The 16,079-nt window shown below is 66.6% G+C and carries 16 protein-coding genes; 11 read left to right on the forward strand and 5 right to left on the reverse strand.

What is annotated here, in order from left to right; translation table 11 throughout:
- Positions 1 to 6 precede the first annotated feature (6 nt).
- From hrcA to LRA87_RS01570, 3 genes are read left to right on the forward strand one after another with little or no spacing between them, the layout of a single operon-like run.
- Complete coding sequence (gene hrcA / locus LRA87_RS01560) at positions 7 to 1,047, forward strand: heat-inducible transcriptional repressor HrcA (RefSeq protein ID WP_230628647.1); 1,041 nt, start codon at positions 7 to 9, stop codon at positions 1,045 to 1,047.
- A gap of 16 nt (positions 1,048 to 1,063) precedes the next feature.
- The gene (grpE, locus tag LRA87_RS01565) at positions 1,064 to 1,606 is read left to right on the forward strand and encodes a nucleotide exchange factor GrpE (protein WP_230628648.1); all 543 of its coding nucleotides are present in this window, start codon (positions 1,064 to 1,066) and stop codon (positions 1,604 to 1,606) included.
- Positions 1,607 to 1,650: 44 nt separating this feature from the next.
- Positions 1,651 to 2,877 (forward strand): threonine synthase, encoded by a 1,227-nt coding sequence (locus tag LRA87_RS01570; RefSeq protein ID WP_230628649.1) that lies wholly within the window; start codon positions 1,651 to 1,653, stop codon positions 2,875 to 2,877.
- Here LRA87_RS01570 and LRA87_RS18430 read toward each other — a convergent pair.
- From LRA87_RS18430 to LRA87_RS01585, 3 genes are all read right to left on the reverse strand, one after another.
- On the reverse strand, positions 2,874 to 3,527 hold the full coding sequence (locus LRA87_RS18430; protein WP_230628650.1) for a methyl-accepting chemotaxis protein: 654 nt from the start codon (positions 3,525 to 3,527) through the stop codon (positions 2,874 to 2,876). The two genes, LRA87_RS01570 and LRA87_RS18430, sit on opposite strands and share 4 nt — an antisense overlap.
- Positions 3,528 to 3,731: 204 nt before the next feature.
- Positions 3,732 to 4,211 carry a vgr related protein gene (locus LRA87_RS01580; protein WP_230628651.1) on the reverse strand — a complete coding sequence of 160 codons (480 nt, stop codon included), beginning with the start codon at positions 4,209 to 4,211 and terminating at the stop codon, positions 3,732 to 3,734.
- Between the two features lie 41 nt (positions 4,212 to 4,252).
- Complete coding sequence (locus tag LRA87_RS01585; RefSeq protein ID WP_230628652.1) at positions 4,253 to 4,693, reverse strand: copper chaperone PCu(A)C; 441 nt, start codon at positions 4,691 to 4,693, stop codon at positions 4,253 to 4,255.
- A gap of 194 nt (positions 4,694 to 4,887) precedes the next feature.
- Between LRA87_RS01585 and dnaK the strand changes: the two genes are divergently transcribed.
- The 5 genes from dnaK to LRA87_RS01610 all read left to right on the forward strand — a co-directional run bounded on the left by dnaK (position 4,888) and on the right by LRA87_RS01610 (position 11,943).
- Complete coding sequence (dnaK, locus tag LRA87_RS01590; RefSeq protein WP_230628653.1) at positions 4,888 to 6,792, forward strand: molecular chaperone DnaK; 1,905 nt, start codon at positions 4,888 to 4,890, stop codon at positions 6,790 to 6,792.
- A 53-nt stretch (positions 6,793 to 6,845) separates the two neighbouring features.
- Complete coding sequence (gene dnaJ / locus LRA87_RS01595; protein WP_230628654.1) at positions 6,846 to 7,964, forward strand: molecular chaperone DnaJ; 1,119 nt, start codon at positions 6,846 to 6,848, stop codon at positions 7,962 to 7,964.
- Positions 7,965 to 8,203: 239 nt separating this feature from the next.
- A complete protein-coding gene (locus LRA87_RS01600) occupies positions 8,204 to 8,641 on the forward strand; it encodes a TM2 domain-containing protein (RefSeq protein ID WP_230628655.1) in 438 nt (145 codons plus the stop codon).
- A gap of 375 nt (positions 8,642 to 9,016) precedes the next feature.
- Positions 9,017 to 10,390, forward strand: coding sequence for a DUF4139 domain-containing protein (locus tag LRA87_RS01605; protein ID WP_230629771.1), 1,374 nt, complete (start codon positions 9,017 to 9,019; stop codon positions 10,388 to 10,390).
- On the forward strand, positions 10,390 to 11,943 hold the full coding sequence (locus tag LRA87_RS01610) for a DUF4139 domain-containing protein (RefSeq protein WP_230628656.1): 1,554 nt from the start codon (positions 10,390 to 10,392) through the stop codon (positions 11,941 to 11,943). The genes LRA87_RS01605 and LRA87_RS01610 overlap by 1 nt, the downstream gene beginning before the upstream one ends.
- A 6-nt stretch (positions 11,944 to 11,949) precedes the next feature.
- Here the strand turns inward: LRA87_RS01610 and LRA87_RS01615 are convergent, their stop codons facing one another.
- Positions 11,950 to 13,035 (reverse strand): aspartyl protease family protein, encoded by a 1,086-nt coding sequence (locus tag LRA87_RS01615; protein WP_230628657.1) that lies wholly within the window; start codon positions 13,033 to 13,035, stop codon positions 11,950 to 11,952.
- 117 nt (positions 13,036 to 13,152) lie between these two features.
- Here LRA87_RS01615 and LRA87_RS01620 point away from each other — a divergent pair, with 117 nt between their 5' ends.
- On the forward strand, positions 13,153 to 13,668 hold the full coding sequence (locus LRA87_RS01620; protein WP_230628658.1) for a metallophosphoesterase: 516 nt from the start codon (positions 13,153 to 13,155) through the stop codon (positions 13,666 to 13,668).
- Here the strand turns inward: LRA87_RS01620 and LRA87_RS01625 are convergent.
- A complete protein-coding gene (locus tag LRA87_RS01625) occupies positions 13,632 to 13,994 on the reverse strand; it encodes a response regulator (RefSeq protein WP_230628659.1) in 363 nt (120 codons plus the stop codon). The genes LRA87_RS01620 and LRA87_RS01625 overlap by 37 nt on opposite strands.
- Positions 13,995 to 14,155: 161 nt before the next feature.
- Here LRA87_RS01625 and LRA87_RS01630 point away from each other — a divergent pair, with 161 nt between their 5' ends.
- Positions 14,156 to 14,938 carry a ubiquinone biosynthesis protein COQ4 gene (locus LRA87_RS01630; RefSeq protein ID WP_230628660.1) on the forward strand — a complete coding sequence of 261 codons (783 nt, stop codon included), beginning with the start codon at positions 14,156 to 14,158 and terminating at the stop codon, positions 14,936 to 14,938.
- A 70-nt stretch (positions 14,939 to 15,008) separates the two neighbouring features.
- A complete protein-coding gene (gene recF, locus LRA87_RS01635; protein ID WP_230628661.1) occupies positions 15,009 to 16,064 on the forward strand; it encodes a DNA replication/repair protein RecF in 1,056 nt (351 codons plus the stop codon).
- Positions 16,065 to 16,079 lie beyond the last annotated feature (15 nt).

The raw sequence follows: 16,079 nt of genomic DNA on the forward strand, positions 1-16,079 counted from the left end.
AGACGCATGGGACCGCCCGTCACCGAACTGACCGACCGGGCGCGCGATATCTTTCGCGCGGTGGTGGACGGCTATGTCGCAACCGGCGTGCCGGTGGGGTCGAAGACGATCGCGGTCGCCTCCGGCCTCAACCTGTCGCCGGCGTCGATCCGCGGCGTGATGCAGGAACTGGAGGAGCTGGGGCTGCTCGCCAGCCCGCATACCAGCGCCGGGCGGATACCGACCGAGCGGGGGCTGCGGCTGTTCGTCGACGGGATGATGCAGGCGCTGGAGCCCTCCGCCGAAGAGCGCGCGACGATCGAATCGCGGGTCGGCTATCACGGGCCGGTCGAGGAGGCGCTGGCGGCGACGACCGCGGCGCTGTCCGGCCTGTCGGCGTGCGCGGGGCTGGTGATGGTGCCGAAGCGCGAACTGGCGTTGCGGTCGATCGGCTTCGTCGGGCTGTCGCCCGATCAGGCGATGGCGGTGCTGGTCAGCGAGGACGGCAGTGTCGAGAATCGCGTGATCCAATTGCCAGCGGGGATGACTCAGTCGGCGCTGATCGAGGCGGGCAATTACATGACCGCGACGCTGGGCGGGCTGACGCTGGCCGAGGCCCGCGCGCGGATCGAGCGGCAGCTGGTCGAGGAGCGCGCCGAGCTGGACGTTGCGGCGCGAACTCTGGTGGAGCGCGGGCTGGCGGTATGGAGCGAGGATGGCGCGAGGCGGCCGGTGTTCATCGTGCGCGGGCAGAGCCGGCTGATCGATGCGGCGGCGGCGGCGGACCTCGACCGGGTCCGCGACCTGCTCGACGATCTGGAGGGGAAGCAGGAAATCGCCAACCTGCTCGATAGCGCGAGTGCCGGCGATGCGACCCGCATCTTCATCGGTGCGGAGAACAAATTGTTCGCGTTGTCAGGATCTTCCGTGATCGCGCGGCCGTTTCGCGGCGCGGGTGGCAGGGTCGTCGGCGTGGTGGGTGTGATCGGCCCGACGCGGTTGAACTATGCCCGCGTCGTGCCCATGGTGGATTTCACGGCGGCAACGCTCGCCCGTTTGATGGGCTGAACCTACAGGGAATCGAATGACCGAAGAGACGAAGATGGACGCGGAGGCGCTGCGCCAGGAAACTGCCGAGGCGGCTCCCGAAGTGGCGGAGCATGACCGGGTGGCGGAGCTGGAGAACCAGCTGGCCGAGGCGAAGCAGCAGACGCTGTATGCGCAGGCCGAAATCCAGAACGTGCGCCGCCGCACCGAAAAGGAAGTCGCGGACGCGCGGGCCTATTCGACGACATCGTTCGCACGCGACATCCTGTCAGTGGCGGACAATCTGTCGCGTGGTCTCTCGGCAATTCCGGCAGAATTGCGCGGTGACGAACGGCTGAAGGGGCTGGTGACAGGTCTGGAAGCGACGGGCCGCGAACTGGACAGCGTGTTCGCACGCAATGGCATCACCAAGGTCGAGGCGATGGGCGCGATGCTCGACCCGAACAAGCATCAGGCGATGATGGAAGTGCCGAGCGATGAAGCCCCCGGCACGATCGTGCAGGAGATGCAGGCGGGCTATATGATCAAGGACCGCTTGCTGCGCCCGGCGCTGGTCGGCGTCGCCCGCAAGCCGGACTGATGTGCAATCCTCCCCGTTATCGGGGAGGATGTCGAAAGAGCCCCATGAACGCCAATCTGACCACCGATCGTCCGACCTTCGTCACGCATCTGGAATGCTCGCTGACCGGCGAGCGCTATGACGCGGACCGGCTGCATGGCCTGTCGCGCGCCGGGCGGCCGTTGTTGGTGCGCTACGATCTGGAGGGCGTGAAGGCGGCGGTGTCGCGCGATGCGCTCGGCGCGCGGGACACCGATATGTGGCGGTGGCGGGAGTTGCTGCCCGTTCGGCATACCGGAAATGTCGTCAGTCTGGGCGAGATCGAGACGCCGCTGATCCCGATTCCCAAAGCGGCGGGCAACCCCAACGTGCTGGTGAAGGACGAGGGGCGGTTGCCGACGGGCAGCTTCAAGGCGCGCGGGCTGGTGATGGCGGTGGCGATGGCGAAGGAACTGGGCGTGACCCGGATCGCCATGCCGACCAACGGCAATGCGGGCGCTGCGCTGGCGGCCTATGCGACGCGGGTGGGGATCGAGACGATCGTCTTCTGCCCGGAAGACACGCCCGAGGTGAACGTCCGCGAGATCGCGATGCAGGGCGCGCGGGTATGGCGGGTCAACGGCCTGATCGACGATTGCGGCGCGATCGTGGGGAAGGGGGCCGCGGAGGGGCGCTGGTTCGACTTCTCGACGTTGAAGGAGCCCTATCGGATCGAGGGCAAGAAGACGATGGGGCTGGAGCTGGCCGCGCAGTTCGGTTGGGACCTGCCCGATGCGATCTTCTATCCGACCGGCGGCGGCACCGGTCTGATCGGGATGTGGAAGGCGTTCGACGAGCTGGAGCGGCTCGGCTGGATCGGATCGAAAAGACCGCGGATGTATGCGGTGCAGGCGAGCGGGTGCGCGCCGATCGTCCGCGCGTTCGAGGCGGGTGTCGAGCATGCCGAGCGGTGGGAGGATGCACATACCGTCGCGGCCGGCATTCGCGTGCCAAGGGCGGTCGGCGATTTCCTGATCCTGCGGGCGGTGCGGGAGAGTGGCGGAAAGGCGCTGGGCGTCGGTGACCCCGCGATCCTGAAGGCGGTCGAGGATGCGGCGAAGCGCGACGGCCTGCTGCTGTGTCCCGAGGGCGGCGCGACGCTTGCCGCCTATCGCGAGGCGCTGAAGACCGGCGAGGTCGACGAGGACGAGCGGGTGGTGCTGTTCAATTGCGCGACCGGGCTGAAATATCCGATGCCGGAAGCGCCGCAGACGCTCGACCGGCACGTCGCGATCGATTTCGACGCGCTTTAGGCTGCGCCGAGTAACGCCGTCGCCTGTTGCGTGGCGGCGCGTGTCGCCTGGGCAAGGCGCTTCATCTCCTGCGCCACGACGGAAAAGCCGCGTCCGTGTTCGTTGGCGCGTGCCGCTTCGATGGTGGCGTTGAGCGCGAGCAGGTTGGTCTGGCTGCTGATCGTGCCGATCGAGACGACGATCCGCGTCACCTCGGCCATGGTGTCCGCCAGATTCTGCCGGACGACGGTGTCGCGACGTGCGCGATGCGCGGCGGCACCGGCGGAAAACGCCCGGATATCGATCGCGGCGAGCCGGTACAGTGCGTTGGTCGACGCAGCATAGCGCAGCGGATCATGGATCAGCACTGTGCGCAGCAGGGTGTCGCGCGAGCGGTAATTCTCCATCAGTCCATCGATATAGTCATTGTCGTCACCGCCGTTCGCAACGAAGTTGCTGCCCCGTTCGACCATCTCCGCATCCAGCGATGCATCGAACGGCCCGATGAACTTGCGCCGGGTGTAGGCCAGTTCGCGTTCGTGCAGCGGCGATGCTACCGGCGCATCGCTGCGGTACAGCATCCGCGCCATCGAATGATGGCAGAAGGCGCGGGTCTCCTCGACGATCGTCGACTCCAGCAGCACCCAGATATCGCGCAACGCGTCGATCAAGGCGGGGTCGTTTCGCAGCAGCGCGGATCGAGGGAGCGTTTCGGTATGCATCGGGGGCCTTGGTCAAGAGGTGCCGCGGTCTGGGAAAGCCGCCTCTATGAGCCTAGAAGTTAATAGGTCCGAAACGTAACTTACTCGTTGTGATAAATAGAAAAGGCAGGGTTGCCGTAACGTCAATCCCGAACCCCATATCGGGCAATGCCTTCATCCGAAGGGCAGCAGCGTCCGGTATTGCGCCAGTGGCGGTGCGCCCGGGATGCGGGCGCCGTGGCCGAGCAGGAAGGCATGGCGGACGATCTCGCCCTGCTGTTCGATGCCGTAGCGGTGCAGCGGCTGGCCGGGCTTCAGCGCGTAATCGTAGCGGCACCACGGATGGCGCGCGAGCGGCAGGCAGATGCCGCGCTGGTGCTGCCAGATGTGCACCATCTCGTGGACGAAAAGGCCCTGGTCAGTCAGTGCGGCGGCGGCGAAATCGTCGCGCCACTGGGTGCCGCCGGGATGGAAGTGGATGCAGCCGGTCGGCGCCATCACCGTATCGCGCGGCTGGAAGAAGGCCCATTTGGTGCGCGACAACCGCACCGCGTCATAGTCGATCGCGTCGTGGAACACCGATGTGGCGAGCGCGCGCTCGCCTGCCGTCAACGGGCGGGCATCGGCAGGAGCGCGCAGCGAGAGCAGGGGCATCGGATCGCTGCCTCAGCCGCGAACTGGCATCGTCGTCGCCATCAGAAATCCGGCGCCGGGTCCGCCGCGCCGACGGTCATCGCCCCGGCATAGATCCGCGCCCCGTTCGAGAAATTCAGCGTCAGGTTGTAGATGCGCCCTACCTTCGCCTTCGGATTGATGTCGAACAGCATGACGTGGCGACCGCCGGGCGCAAAGACAGTGTCGGTCCCGGCGGGAACAGCGACGCTGGCGAGCGGCTTCATGCTGGTCATGCCGCCGGCACCGGTCATGCTCTCGTGCATCTCGGCACGGATGGCGATGTCGGCGCTGACGTTGATGAGCGTCGCGTTCGACGGACCGCCCTCCAGCGTGAAATAGGCGACCCCCGGGCGGCCTGTGACCGCAGGCAGGCGAATCCACGCGTCGTCCACCGTTACCCGCCCCGGTCCGCTGCAACCGCCGAGCGTCACCACCGCCATCAGCATCCACCAGCGCGTCATCGCATCATCCCCTTCAAGCCGACCGGCTCATTTCGAGGCAAGTCACTATGGCGCGCACCGTCTTGCGGCAAGCGGAACCCCACCTATATCCCGGCCATACACAGGAGCTTTCGCTGCCGTAACGGGGCAAAGGTTCCATGGGTTTCGGCGATTTTCGCCATTGATTTCGTATGTGAGGGGCTAAGCAAGCACACATGGCTAAAGTAATCGGTATCGACCTCGGCACCACCAACAGCTGCGTTTCCGTGATGGAAGGTGGCAAGCCCAAGGTGATCGAGAATGCGGAAGGCGCGCGCACCACGCCGTCGATCGTCGCCTTCGCCAAAGACGGTGAGCGGCTGGTCGGCCAGCCCGCCAAGCGTCAGGCCGTCACTAATGGTGACAACACGATCTTCGCGGTGAAGCGCCTGATCGGCCGTCGTTTCGACGACCCGATCACCAAGAAGGACACCGAGCTGGTCCCGTACAAGATCGCGCGCGGTCCGAACGGCGACGCGTGGGTGTCCGCAGGCGGCAAGGATTATTCGCCGTCGCAGATCAGCGCCTTTACCTTGCAGAAGATGAAGGAGACGGCCGAGAGCTACCTCGGCGAGACGGTCACGCAGGCGGTCATCACCGTGCCGGCATACTTCAACGACGCCCAGCGTCAGGCGACCAAGGACGCCGGCCAGATCGCCGGTCTGGAAGTGCTGCGCATCATCAACGAGCCGACCGCGGCTGCTCTCGCCTACGGGCTGGAGAAGCAGGACGGCAAGACGATCGCGGTCTATGACCTTGGCGGCGGCACGTTCGACGTCTCGATCCTCGAGATCGGCGACGGCGTGTTCGAGGTGAAGGCGACCAACGGCGACACCTTCCTCGGTGGTGAGGATTTCGACAACAAGCTGGTCGAATATCTCGCCGAAGGGTTCAAGAAGGACGAAGGCATCGACCTGTCGAAGGACAAGTTGGCGTTGCAGCGTCTGAAGGAAGCGGCGGAAAAGGCGAAGATCGAACTGTCGTCGGCAGCGTCGACCGAAGTCAATTTGCCCTTCATCACCGCGGACCAGAACGGCCCGAAGCATCTGGTGAAGACGATCAACCGCGCCGATCTGGAGCGTCTGGTCGACGACCTCATCAAGCGCACGATCGATCCGATGAAGAAGGCGCTGGCCGATGCCGGCCTGAAGACCGACGACATCAGCGAAGTCGTGCTCGTCGGCGGCATGACCCGCATGCCGAAGGTGCGCGAGGCGGTGAAGAATTTCTTCGGGAAGGAGCCGCACACCGGCGTCAACCCGGATGAGGTCGTGGCGATGGGCGCCGCCATTCAGGCGGGCGTGTTGCAGGGCGACGTCAAGGACGTGCTGCTGCTCGACGTGACGCCGCTGTCGCTGGGTATCGAGACGCTGGGTGGCGTGTTCACCCGGATGATCGACCGCAACACGACGATCCCGACCAAGAAGTCGCAGACCTATTCGACCGCCGACGACAACCAGGGCGCGGTGACGATCCGCGTGTTCCAGGGCGAGCGCGAGATGGCGGCGGACAACAAGCTGCTGGGTCAGTTCGACCTTGTCGGCATCCCGCCCGCACCGCGCGGCGTGCCGCAGATCGAGGTCACGTTCGACATCGACGCCAACGGCCTCGTCAACGTGTCGGCCAAGGACAAGGGCACCGGCAAGGAGCAGCAGATCCGCATCCAGGCATCGGGCGGTCTGTCGGACAACGACATCGAGCAGATGGTGCGCGATGCCGAGAAGTTCGCCGAGGAGGACAAGAAGCGTCGGGCCGGCGCCGAGGCGAAGAACAACGCCGAATCGCTGATCCACACGACGGAGCGGCAGCTGGCGGATAATGGCGACAAGGTCGATGAGGCCCTGAAGTCGGAAATCCAGTCGGCGATCGACGCTGCCAAGGCTGCGGTCGAGGGCGGCGATGCCGACCAGACGACCGAAAAGTCGCAGGCGCTCGCACAGGTCGCGATGAAGCTCGGCCAGGCGATCTACGAGAAGCAGGCCCAGTCCGAAGCGTCGCCGCAGGGCGGCACCGACGGAGAAGCACCGAAGGACGACGTGGTCGACGCCGAATTCTCGGAAGTCGACGACAACAAGGCGTAACCCGATCGCCCCCTCCCCGGCGGGGAGGGGGTCTCAGGGCTTAAAGGTCGGGCATGAGCACTACAGTCGATTATTACGAACTGCTCGAATGCGAGCGTGATGCGGACGGCGCGACGTTGAAATCGGCGTATCGCAAGCTCGCGATGAAGTATCACCCGGACAAGAACGCCGGGTGCAAGGATAGCGAGTCCAGGTTCAAGGCGGTCAGCGAAGCCTATGAGGTCCTGAAGGACCCGCAGAAGCGCGCGGCCTACGATCGCTACGGCCATGCCGCGTTCCAGAACGGTGGTGGCGGCGGAGCACAGGATTTCAGCGGCTTTTCCGATATCTTCGAATCGGTCTTCGGCGAATTCATGGGTGGCGGCCGCGGTGGCGGGCGTACCCAGCAACGGCGTGGCGCCGATTTGCGCTACGACATGGAAGTGACGCTCGAAGAGGCATTTCATGGCAAGTCGACCGAGATTACGGTCGATGTATCGGCGCAATGCGACACCTGCCACGGTTCGGGCGCGAAGCCCGGGACGCATGCATCCACCTGTCGGCAGTGCAACGGTCACGGCAAGGTGCGGGCGCAGCAGGGATTCTTCGTGGTCGAACGCGCCTGCCCGGTATGTCAGGGCGCGGGCGAGATCATCGCGGATCCTTGTGGCGATTGCCGCGGCGAAGGAAGGATCGACAAGACCAAGACACTGAGCGTCAACGTGCCGCCCGGCGTCGATGAAGGCACGCGCATCCGCCTGTCCGGTGAGGGCGAAGCGGGACCGCGCGGAGCGCCGGCGGGCGACCTCTACATCTTTCTCCACGTCAAACGGCATGCGCTGTTCGAACGCGAGGGCACGACCCTGTTCGCGCGTGCACCGATCAGCTTCACGACGGCCTCGCTGGGCGGCGCCTTGTCGATCCCCGGCCTCGACGGGCGGATGCACGAGATCAAAATTCCGGCGGGCATCCAGTCGGGCAAGCAATTGCGCCAGCGTGGCGCGGGCATGCCGGTGCTACAAGGACGTGGTCACGGCGATCTGGTCATTCAGATCGACGTCGAAACGCCGACCAAGCTGTCGGTGCGCCAGCGCGAATTGCTGGAGTTGTTCCGCGAGACGGAAACGGGTGACGAATGCCCGGCGAGTCAGGGCTTCTTCGCCAAGCTGAAGGGCGTGTTCGCGACGGAGTGATCCAGAGCTGGAGGCGATTCACGCGATAGCCCTTGCACTGGAGGGTAGGGTTTGGTGGGGCGGTCATGATTGCTGACCTGGATGAGGCCTCCCCAGCCCTCTCCTGAAGAGAGGGTGCCATTCGGATACGCGGTCCCCGGATCGAGCGGACAGGCTTTTAGGTTGCGCCCGAAACGCCAATCGCCACAATGCTGCGCTTACGGAATCGGGGGATGTGCATGCGTGGACAGGTGTTGGGTGTGGATTCGCGGACCGGTGAGGGGCTGGTTGCCGGCGATGACGGCCAGCGGTATCGGTTCACGCCTGAGGACTGGGCACAACGCGGCGAGCCGGCGATTGGTCTGAAGGTCGATTTCGAATCGAATGGCGATCGCGCGCTCAGCGTGTTTCCGATGCCTGAAGTTGCGGGCACCCGTCACGTGCTGGCACCGCCACCGCCGCGCGAACCGGTGAATGATCGCAACAAGCTGGTCGCGGCTCTGCTGGCGTTCTTTCTGGGACCGCTGGCGTTGCATCGCTTCTACACGGGGCGGACCGGATCGGCGATCGTAATGCTGGTGCTGAGTATGACTGTGGTCGGCATGCTGCTGACCTGGCCATGGGCGCTGATCGACATGATCCGCTATCTCATGATGTCGGACCGGGAATTTGCCGCGCGATATCCGCGCAAGGATTGAGCGGAATGGCCGGGCAAGCCGCGCCCTCTCGCCCGGAAGCGGGCCGAAGGGGCGGGCGGGCCGATAGGTCAGAGGGTGGTGATGATCACCCCGACCACCAGCGCCTGAGCCGCGATCGCCAGCATGCTGCTAGCTGCGGTTTCGAACATGCGCATTGTGGTAGTCTCCATGCCGGCAAAATATCCGGCAAGCAGGAGATGGCGATCATTACATAAGAGCGCAACATTGTTGCTTGCAACTGTGCATGCGTTTCACGCAACTGTAATATTTCAAGCGTTGCCAGCGTATTACAACCGGGCCACAACCGTCGATCACGGGGAGAGCAACGATGCGGACGGCGGTATTCGGACTGGCGATGCTGATGCTGCCGGAGGCATTGTAGCGCAGGAGGCGCCAGCGCAGACCGTGCCGGGCGCGTCGCGGAGTGCGCAGGGCGACGTATCGGTCACCATCTACAATAATGACGTCGCGCTGGTGCAGGACGTGCGGCAACTACCGATCGTGCGCGGGCAGGTACGGCAGGATTTCCCCGACGTCAGCGCGTCGATCCGGCCGGAGACGGTGTCGCTCAACATCGCCGATGCGGGGATCGTCGAACAGAATTTCGATTACGATCTGCTCAGCCCGTCGAGCCTGATGGAAAAGGCGGTGGGCGAGACGATCACGCTGTTGCGGACCAATCCGGCGACGGGCGCGGAAACGCGCGAGCGGGCCAGGGTGCTGGCGGTGAACGGCGGCGTGGTGCTGCAGATTGGCGAGCGGATCGAGGTGCTGCGTGACGACGGATTGCCGGTCCGTGCGATTTTCGACCGCGTGCCGGCATCGCTGCGGGCACGCCCGACGCTGTCGGTGATGCTGGACAGCAATCGTGCGGGAACGCGGCCCGCGACGCTCTCCTATCTAAGCCGCGGGTTGGGGTGGAGCGCGGATTATGTGGCGCTGTTCGACGACAGGAGCGGACGCATCGACGTGCAGGGCTGGGTGACGCTGAAGAACACCAGCGGCACGACGTTCGACAATGCGCGCACGCTGCTGGTCGCGGGGGAGGTGGCGACCGAAGATGGCGAGGGCGATCGCAACAGCTATCGCCCGCGTCCGCGAGGCCGGATCGAACGGGCAGGCACCGAAACGGCGTCGCGTGAGCAATTGGGCGATTTCTACCTCTATCCGCTGCCTGGCAGGACGACGATCGCCGACAAGCAGACCAAGCAGGTGAGCTTCCTCGACGTAAAGGGTGCTGCGGCGCAATCGGGCTATGCGTTTGAGAACGGTTGGCTCGGCACCGCGACCGAGCCGCGCAGCGCGGCGAGCGTTCTGCGCTTCGCCAATTCCGCCGGAGCGGGACTCGGCGATGCGCTGCCGGCGGGGACGGTGCGGGTCTATGTCCGCGATGCGCGCGGGCAGGCGCAGTTCACCGGCGAGAACCGGATCGAGCATAGCCCGCAAGGATCGCAGATCGCGCTCGAAACCGGCGATGCCTTCGACGTGAAGGTGCTGCCGGTGGTGGTCGAGCGGACGCGGCTGAGCGAATGGAAGTGGCGGACGGCGATGCGGTACACGCTGACCAACGCGAAGCGGACACCGGTGACGGTGGAACTGACGCAGAGCGGGTTCGACTGGACCGATACGCGCATCATCGCCGAAAGCCGCAAGAGCGAGCGGCGCGATGCCGACAGCACCGTCTGGCAGGTGCCGGTTCCCGCGAACGGCGAGACGATCGTGACGGCGACCTTCGAAACCCGCTACTGATGCGTACGCCCCGGTGGGCCGGAGCTGGCGCGCTGCTCGCCGGTGGGCCGGCGCTGGCGCTGCTCGCCAGTCCTCCTGCGTTGGCGCAGGTCGGCCCGGCGACGGTCGTGTCGCCGGGGCCGGGGCAGGTCGCGGTGACGGTCTATCGCAATCCCGACCGGGGCAGTGCGGGTATCCAGTTGGACTATCTGCAAGGGTTCGCGCTGGTCACCGAAACGCGGACGGTGCAATTGCCCAAAGGGCCGGCGATCGTACGCTTCGAAGGGGTAGCGGAAGGCATCGTGCCGGTGAGCGCGATCATCGACGGCCTGCCCGGCGGGACGATCGAGAAGAACCGCGATGCGCGGCTGCTGTCGCCCGCGTCGCTGATCGACGGTACGCTGGGACGGACGGTGACGCTGACCCGTACCGACCCTGCGACCGGGCGGCGGCGCAGCGAGGCGGCGACGGTCGTCGCCGGTCCCGCACAGGGCGTCGTGCTGAAGACGGCGGCGGGTATCGAGAGCCTGCGCTGTTCCGGCCTGCCCGAGGCATTGGCGTTCGACGGCGTCCCGCGCGGGCTGTCGGCACGGCCGGTGCTCAGCGTCGCGACCGACACGCCGTCGGCACGCACCGCGACGGTGACCTTGTCCTACCTGACCTCGGGCTTCGACTGGTCGGCGAGTTATGTCGCGACGATGGCGGCGGACGGGCGGACGATCGACCTGTTCGCGTGGTTGACGGTCGCCAACGGCAATCCGGAGACGTTCCGGAACGCGCGGGTGAAGGCGGTGGCGGGGCGGCTCAACAGGACGGCGACCGACGAGTGGATGCGCCGGGCGGCGGGCCTGCGCCTCGCCTGTTATCCGCTGGGCACGACGACGTCGGACCTGAGAAGTATCGAACTGGAGGAATCCCAGGACATCGTCGTCACAGGCTCGCGTATGATGATGGCGGAGAGCGCGCCACCACCGCCGCCTGCCCCGGCCATGATGGCGCCGCCCCCTCCGCCGGAGGATCTCGGCGATCTGAAGCTCTATACCGTGCCGATGCCGGTGACGGTCGCGCCGCGCGCGCAAAAGCAGGTGGCGTTGCTGCTCGCCAACCGGGTGCCGTTCGAACGGCGCTATCGGCGGCGGATCGGAAAGGGCGAGACGCTGTCCGCTGCGCCGGTCGGCATCGTTCTGGTGGTGCGCAATCGCAAGGAGGACGCGCTGGGACTACCGCTGCCGGACGGCACCACCGCCCTCTATGCGGATCGGCCTGGCACGGACGGACCCGAACGGCTGCTGCTCGGCACCGGCACGCTGGGCGATCGGGCGGTCGGCGAGACGGTGCGGATCGGCGCCGGCACCAGCACGCAGGTACTGGTCACGCAAACGCGGATCGCCGATGGCGACACCGTCCTGACCGTCACCAACGCCAACCGCGGTGCGGTCGACGTCGAACTGCCGATCGGCAGGGCCGGCGAGATGGTGAAGCCGGTCGGCGCGACCCTGACCGAGATCGACGGCATCGCGACGTGGCGCATGACGCTGCCGGCGCATGGCACGGCGACGATGCGCTACCGCTAGCCTCCGCTACGGTAGGGCGGCGACCGGCTCGACGGGCGGCATGCGACGCGGGCGAGGCGGGCAACTCGATGCGGGCGGGGTCCCGGTATCGTGCATGAATATCGAGCGTCCGCCGAAGCCGGCCCCGCCGGTCTGGCAGCGCCGCAGCTGGAAGCGCACTTTGCGGGCGCCGAAATCGAGCGAGACACGGCGGAAATTTCCCATCAGGTCGGTGCCGAGCATCATCGCCGGCACATCCCGCAGTTCGAACAGGGCGAAGGGCGGCAGATCGGCGAAGGCGACGGGCACGTCGCGCAGCTGGATGCCACCGATCCGCATTTCCGGCACTATCGCGACCGCAACGGCCATCTGGTCGCCGGTCACGCCGACGAGCGTGGCCGAGCTGAATACCGGCGGCTTGCGGCGGCGGAACAGGGCGTCGCGCAACGCCAGATTGCCGATGGTGAGCTGCGAGCCGGTATCGACGACGGCACGGATCGGCACGCCGCCGGCGCGCGCCTGCGTCAGGATCAACTGACCGCCGCGGCGGCGGGCGGTGACGACGATCTCGTCGCGTTGCGCCCGCACCGGACGGCGTGTGTCCTCGATCGCGATCGTATCCGCATCGAAGTCGAGCATCAGGCGCTGCCCGCGCAACGCATCGATGCCCAGCAATCCACTGGCACCCAGAAAGCGTTCGGGCAGCACCGGCGCCGCGATATCCGTGGCGACGCTGCCGCCGACCGCCAGCGTGCCGATCATCACCGTTCCGGTTCGGCTCGCACCCGCCATGCCGTGCAGCATCACCGGGTCGCCGGCAGGCAGGCGCAGGTCGGACGCGAGCCGTTGCCCGATCGCGCTGCGGTCGGCACCGCTGTCGACGACGAACCGGTAGGGGCCACGCCCATCGATCCTGACGTCGACCGCCATGCGCGTTTCGATCTGTACCGCGTCGATGTCGTTTCCCGCGATCTCCAGCCGGTCGTCCAGAATCGCCTCGTGCAGCGGGATCGTTGGTGCGCGGCGCGGCGGATCGGGTGCCTGTTGCGGCATCGCCGCCGCCGCCAGCAACAGCGGCAACGTAGCGATGCAGAGAGCGCGTGGCGCGGCCATGACGGATGCTAGCACCGGTGCCGGCAAACAGCCAATGCGGCGTCATCGCGGGCAGGGGAACGTGGGAGCCCGTGCCGTGTTGCAGGCGGAGCCCTCCGGTCAGGACATACCGCTGCCATGGCGATCTGGTTCACCGCCGACACGCATTTCGGCGATCACCGTACGTTGAACATCCACAAGCGCGACTTCGCGGCGACGGCGGCGATGGACGCCGCCATGATTACTGGCTGGAATGCGGTTGTCGCGCCCGATGACGACATCTGGCATCTGGGCGACGTGGCGCGGCGGCTGGACGACGTCGCCCCGCTGCTGGCGCAGCTCAACGGTATCAAGCATCTGGTTCGGGGCAACAACGACGATCCGGCGATCGCGCAGGTGCCGGGTTGGGCCAGCGTCGCCGATTATGCCGAGATCGTGGTCGACGACCGGTTCTGCGTACTGTGCCATTACCCGTTTCGCAGCTGGAACCGCCAGCATCGCGGTGCGATCAACCTGCACGGGCATAGCCACGGCAAGCTGAAGCCGATGCCGCGGCAGTTCGATGTCGGCGTCGATCCGCGCGGGTATCGCCCGGTCGCGCTGGCCGGCCTGACCGGTCAGTCGAACAGCGCCGCGATCGCGACCCGGACCTGAGCATCGGTGAACGGTTTGGCGAGCAAGGGTCGATCCCGAAAGCGATCGGGCATGCTGTGCCGCTGGTTCGCCGAGATGAAGACGAAAGGGATGCCGAGTTCCGCCAACCGGTCGGCGACCGGATAGGATACGTCCTCGAGGAGCTTTACATTGAGGGTCGCCGCACCCGGGAGCGTGTCGGAACCGGTGGGCAGCAGCGCGATCGCCTCTTCGACGCTGGGGACAGGGCCGATGACGATTCCGCCCGCCCGTTCGACGAGGGCGCCGAGATGTTCGGCAAGCATCCACTCATCCTCGACGATCAACACGCGTTTATCCGACAGCACCGGCGGCTCCTGCTTGCATCCACATACCGTTCGACAACCGCTTGAAATGTAATCCGATCCCCTGGGATTAGGTCGGAATCCCGGCCAATCTGCGCCGCCCTGTTGAAGATAGGTCCACCATTCGCTATGCTGACATCCTTGTCAGTAAGGAAATTGCCCCGATGGCGAAGCTTCCTCCCTTTCCCGGCACGACCGGCAAACGCGCATGGCGCACCGCGTTCGATGCGCTGCGCAAGCTGCTCGCCGATGGCGACGATACGACGCAGGTGTTCCGGATCATGCGATCGCTGAACGTCGGGGATACCGCCAACGGCTATGCCCGGCTGATCGCGACGAGCGATGGTGGCCGCATCGCCTATGAACGCGTCGAACTGGCGCAGCGTTTTTCCGACCGGACGTGGGTGGACGGATTCGCCCCGGGCACGGTCGGCGCGGCCTATCGCGAATTTCTGGCGGCGACGGGCTATTCCGCCGATGGACTGGTCGAGGTGAGCCGGCTCGACCCCGACGAAACCGATGTCGTCCATCCTTATGCCTGGATGGGCCGGCGTACGCGCGACGTTCACGACATCTGGCATGTCCTGACCGGCTACAAGGCGGACGAGACGATGGGCGAGGCATGTCTGGTCGCTTTTTCCTACGCCCAGACACGGGGCCTCGGCTGGGCCTTCATCGCCGGCGGTGCGGCGCTGAAGTCGTTGCGGGCAACGGGCGGCACCCTGTTCGCCAGGGCGGTGCGCGAAGGCTATCGCAACGGCCGTCGCGCTGCGTGGCTGCTCGGTGAGGATTACGAGGCGTTGATGCACGAACCGATCGACGCCGCCCGGGCAAGATTGAGGATCGCGGAGCCGGTGGCGTATCGGCAGGCACAGACGGTACTGGGCGCGACGCTTGCTTCTTATGCTTCGGCGCAGAAGGAGCGGGCGCAGGCGGCTTTGGCATAGGGGCTTCCGGGCGACCTGACGGCTATCACGGCCATTGCCGTCGATAGGTCCGCAGCCTAGTCGCATTGCGATGCTGTCGCGCCTTCGCCTCACCGATTACCGCAATCATGCGGAGCTGGTGCTGGATCCTGGCGCCGGCTTCGTCGTGCTGACCGGCGAGAATGGCGCGGGCAAGACGAATGTGCTGGAGGCTGTGTCGCTGCTGGCCCCGGGCCGCGGGCTGCGGCGGGCGGCGCTGTCCGACATGCAGCGACAGGGTGGGCCGGGCGGCTTCGGCGTCGCTGCGACGCTGGCGGCGGCGGGCGGCGCGGTCGATGTCGCCACCGGCACGTTGGCCGCGGCGCCCGAACGGCGGCAGGTGCGCATCCAGGGCGCCGCCGCCACCGCCAATACGCTCGCCGAATGGCTGACGGTGTTGTGGCTGACGCCGGCGATGGACCGGCTGTTCGTCGAACCGGCGGGCGAGCGGCGGCGATTTCTCGATCGGCTGACGCTGGCGCTGGTGCCGGCGCATGCGCATCACGCCGCGCGATACGACGCCGCGATGCGCGCGCGCAACCGGTTGCTGGGCGCGGACGAGCCAGCCGATCCCGACTGGCTGGGTGCGCTCGAAACGCAGATGGCGGATCATGGCGATGCGATTTTGACGGCGCGGCACGACACGGTCGCGCTGCTCGGCGACCGGCTGGTCGAGCAACCCGACGGGCCGTTCGCCCGTGCCGGGATCGCGCTGGAGGGATGGAGCGGCGACGGCGCGGCGCTGCTGGCCGAGCTGCGTCAAAATCGCGCGCGCGACGCCGCCGCCGGACGGGCGCTGGCGGGGCCGCATCGTGCCGATCTGTCGGTGACGCATCTGGGCAAGGGGCAGGCGGCGGCGCTCGCCTCGACCGGAGAACAGAAGGCGCTGCTGCTCGGCATCGTGCTGGCGCATGCCGAGCTGGTCGCGCAGCGGACGGGGCACGCGCCCGTGCTGCTCCTCGACGAGGTCGCCGCGCATCTGGACCCCGTACGGCGCAATGCGCTGTTCGACCGGCTGTCCGGCCACGGGCAGGTGTGGATGACCGGCACCGAGCCGGCGCTGTTCGCCGGCATCGATGATCTGGCGACCCGGGTCTCGGTTGGCTGAACCGCGGCTGTCGGT

It is taken from the genome of Sphingomonas sp. Leaf37 (assembly GCF_920939475.1).
In the GTDB taxonomy this organism is placed as follows: Bacteria; Pseudomonadota; Alphaproteobacteria; order Sphingomonadales; family Sphingomonadaceae; genus Sphingomonas.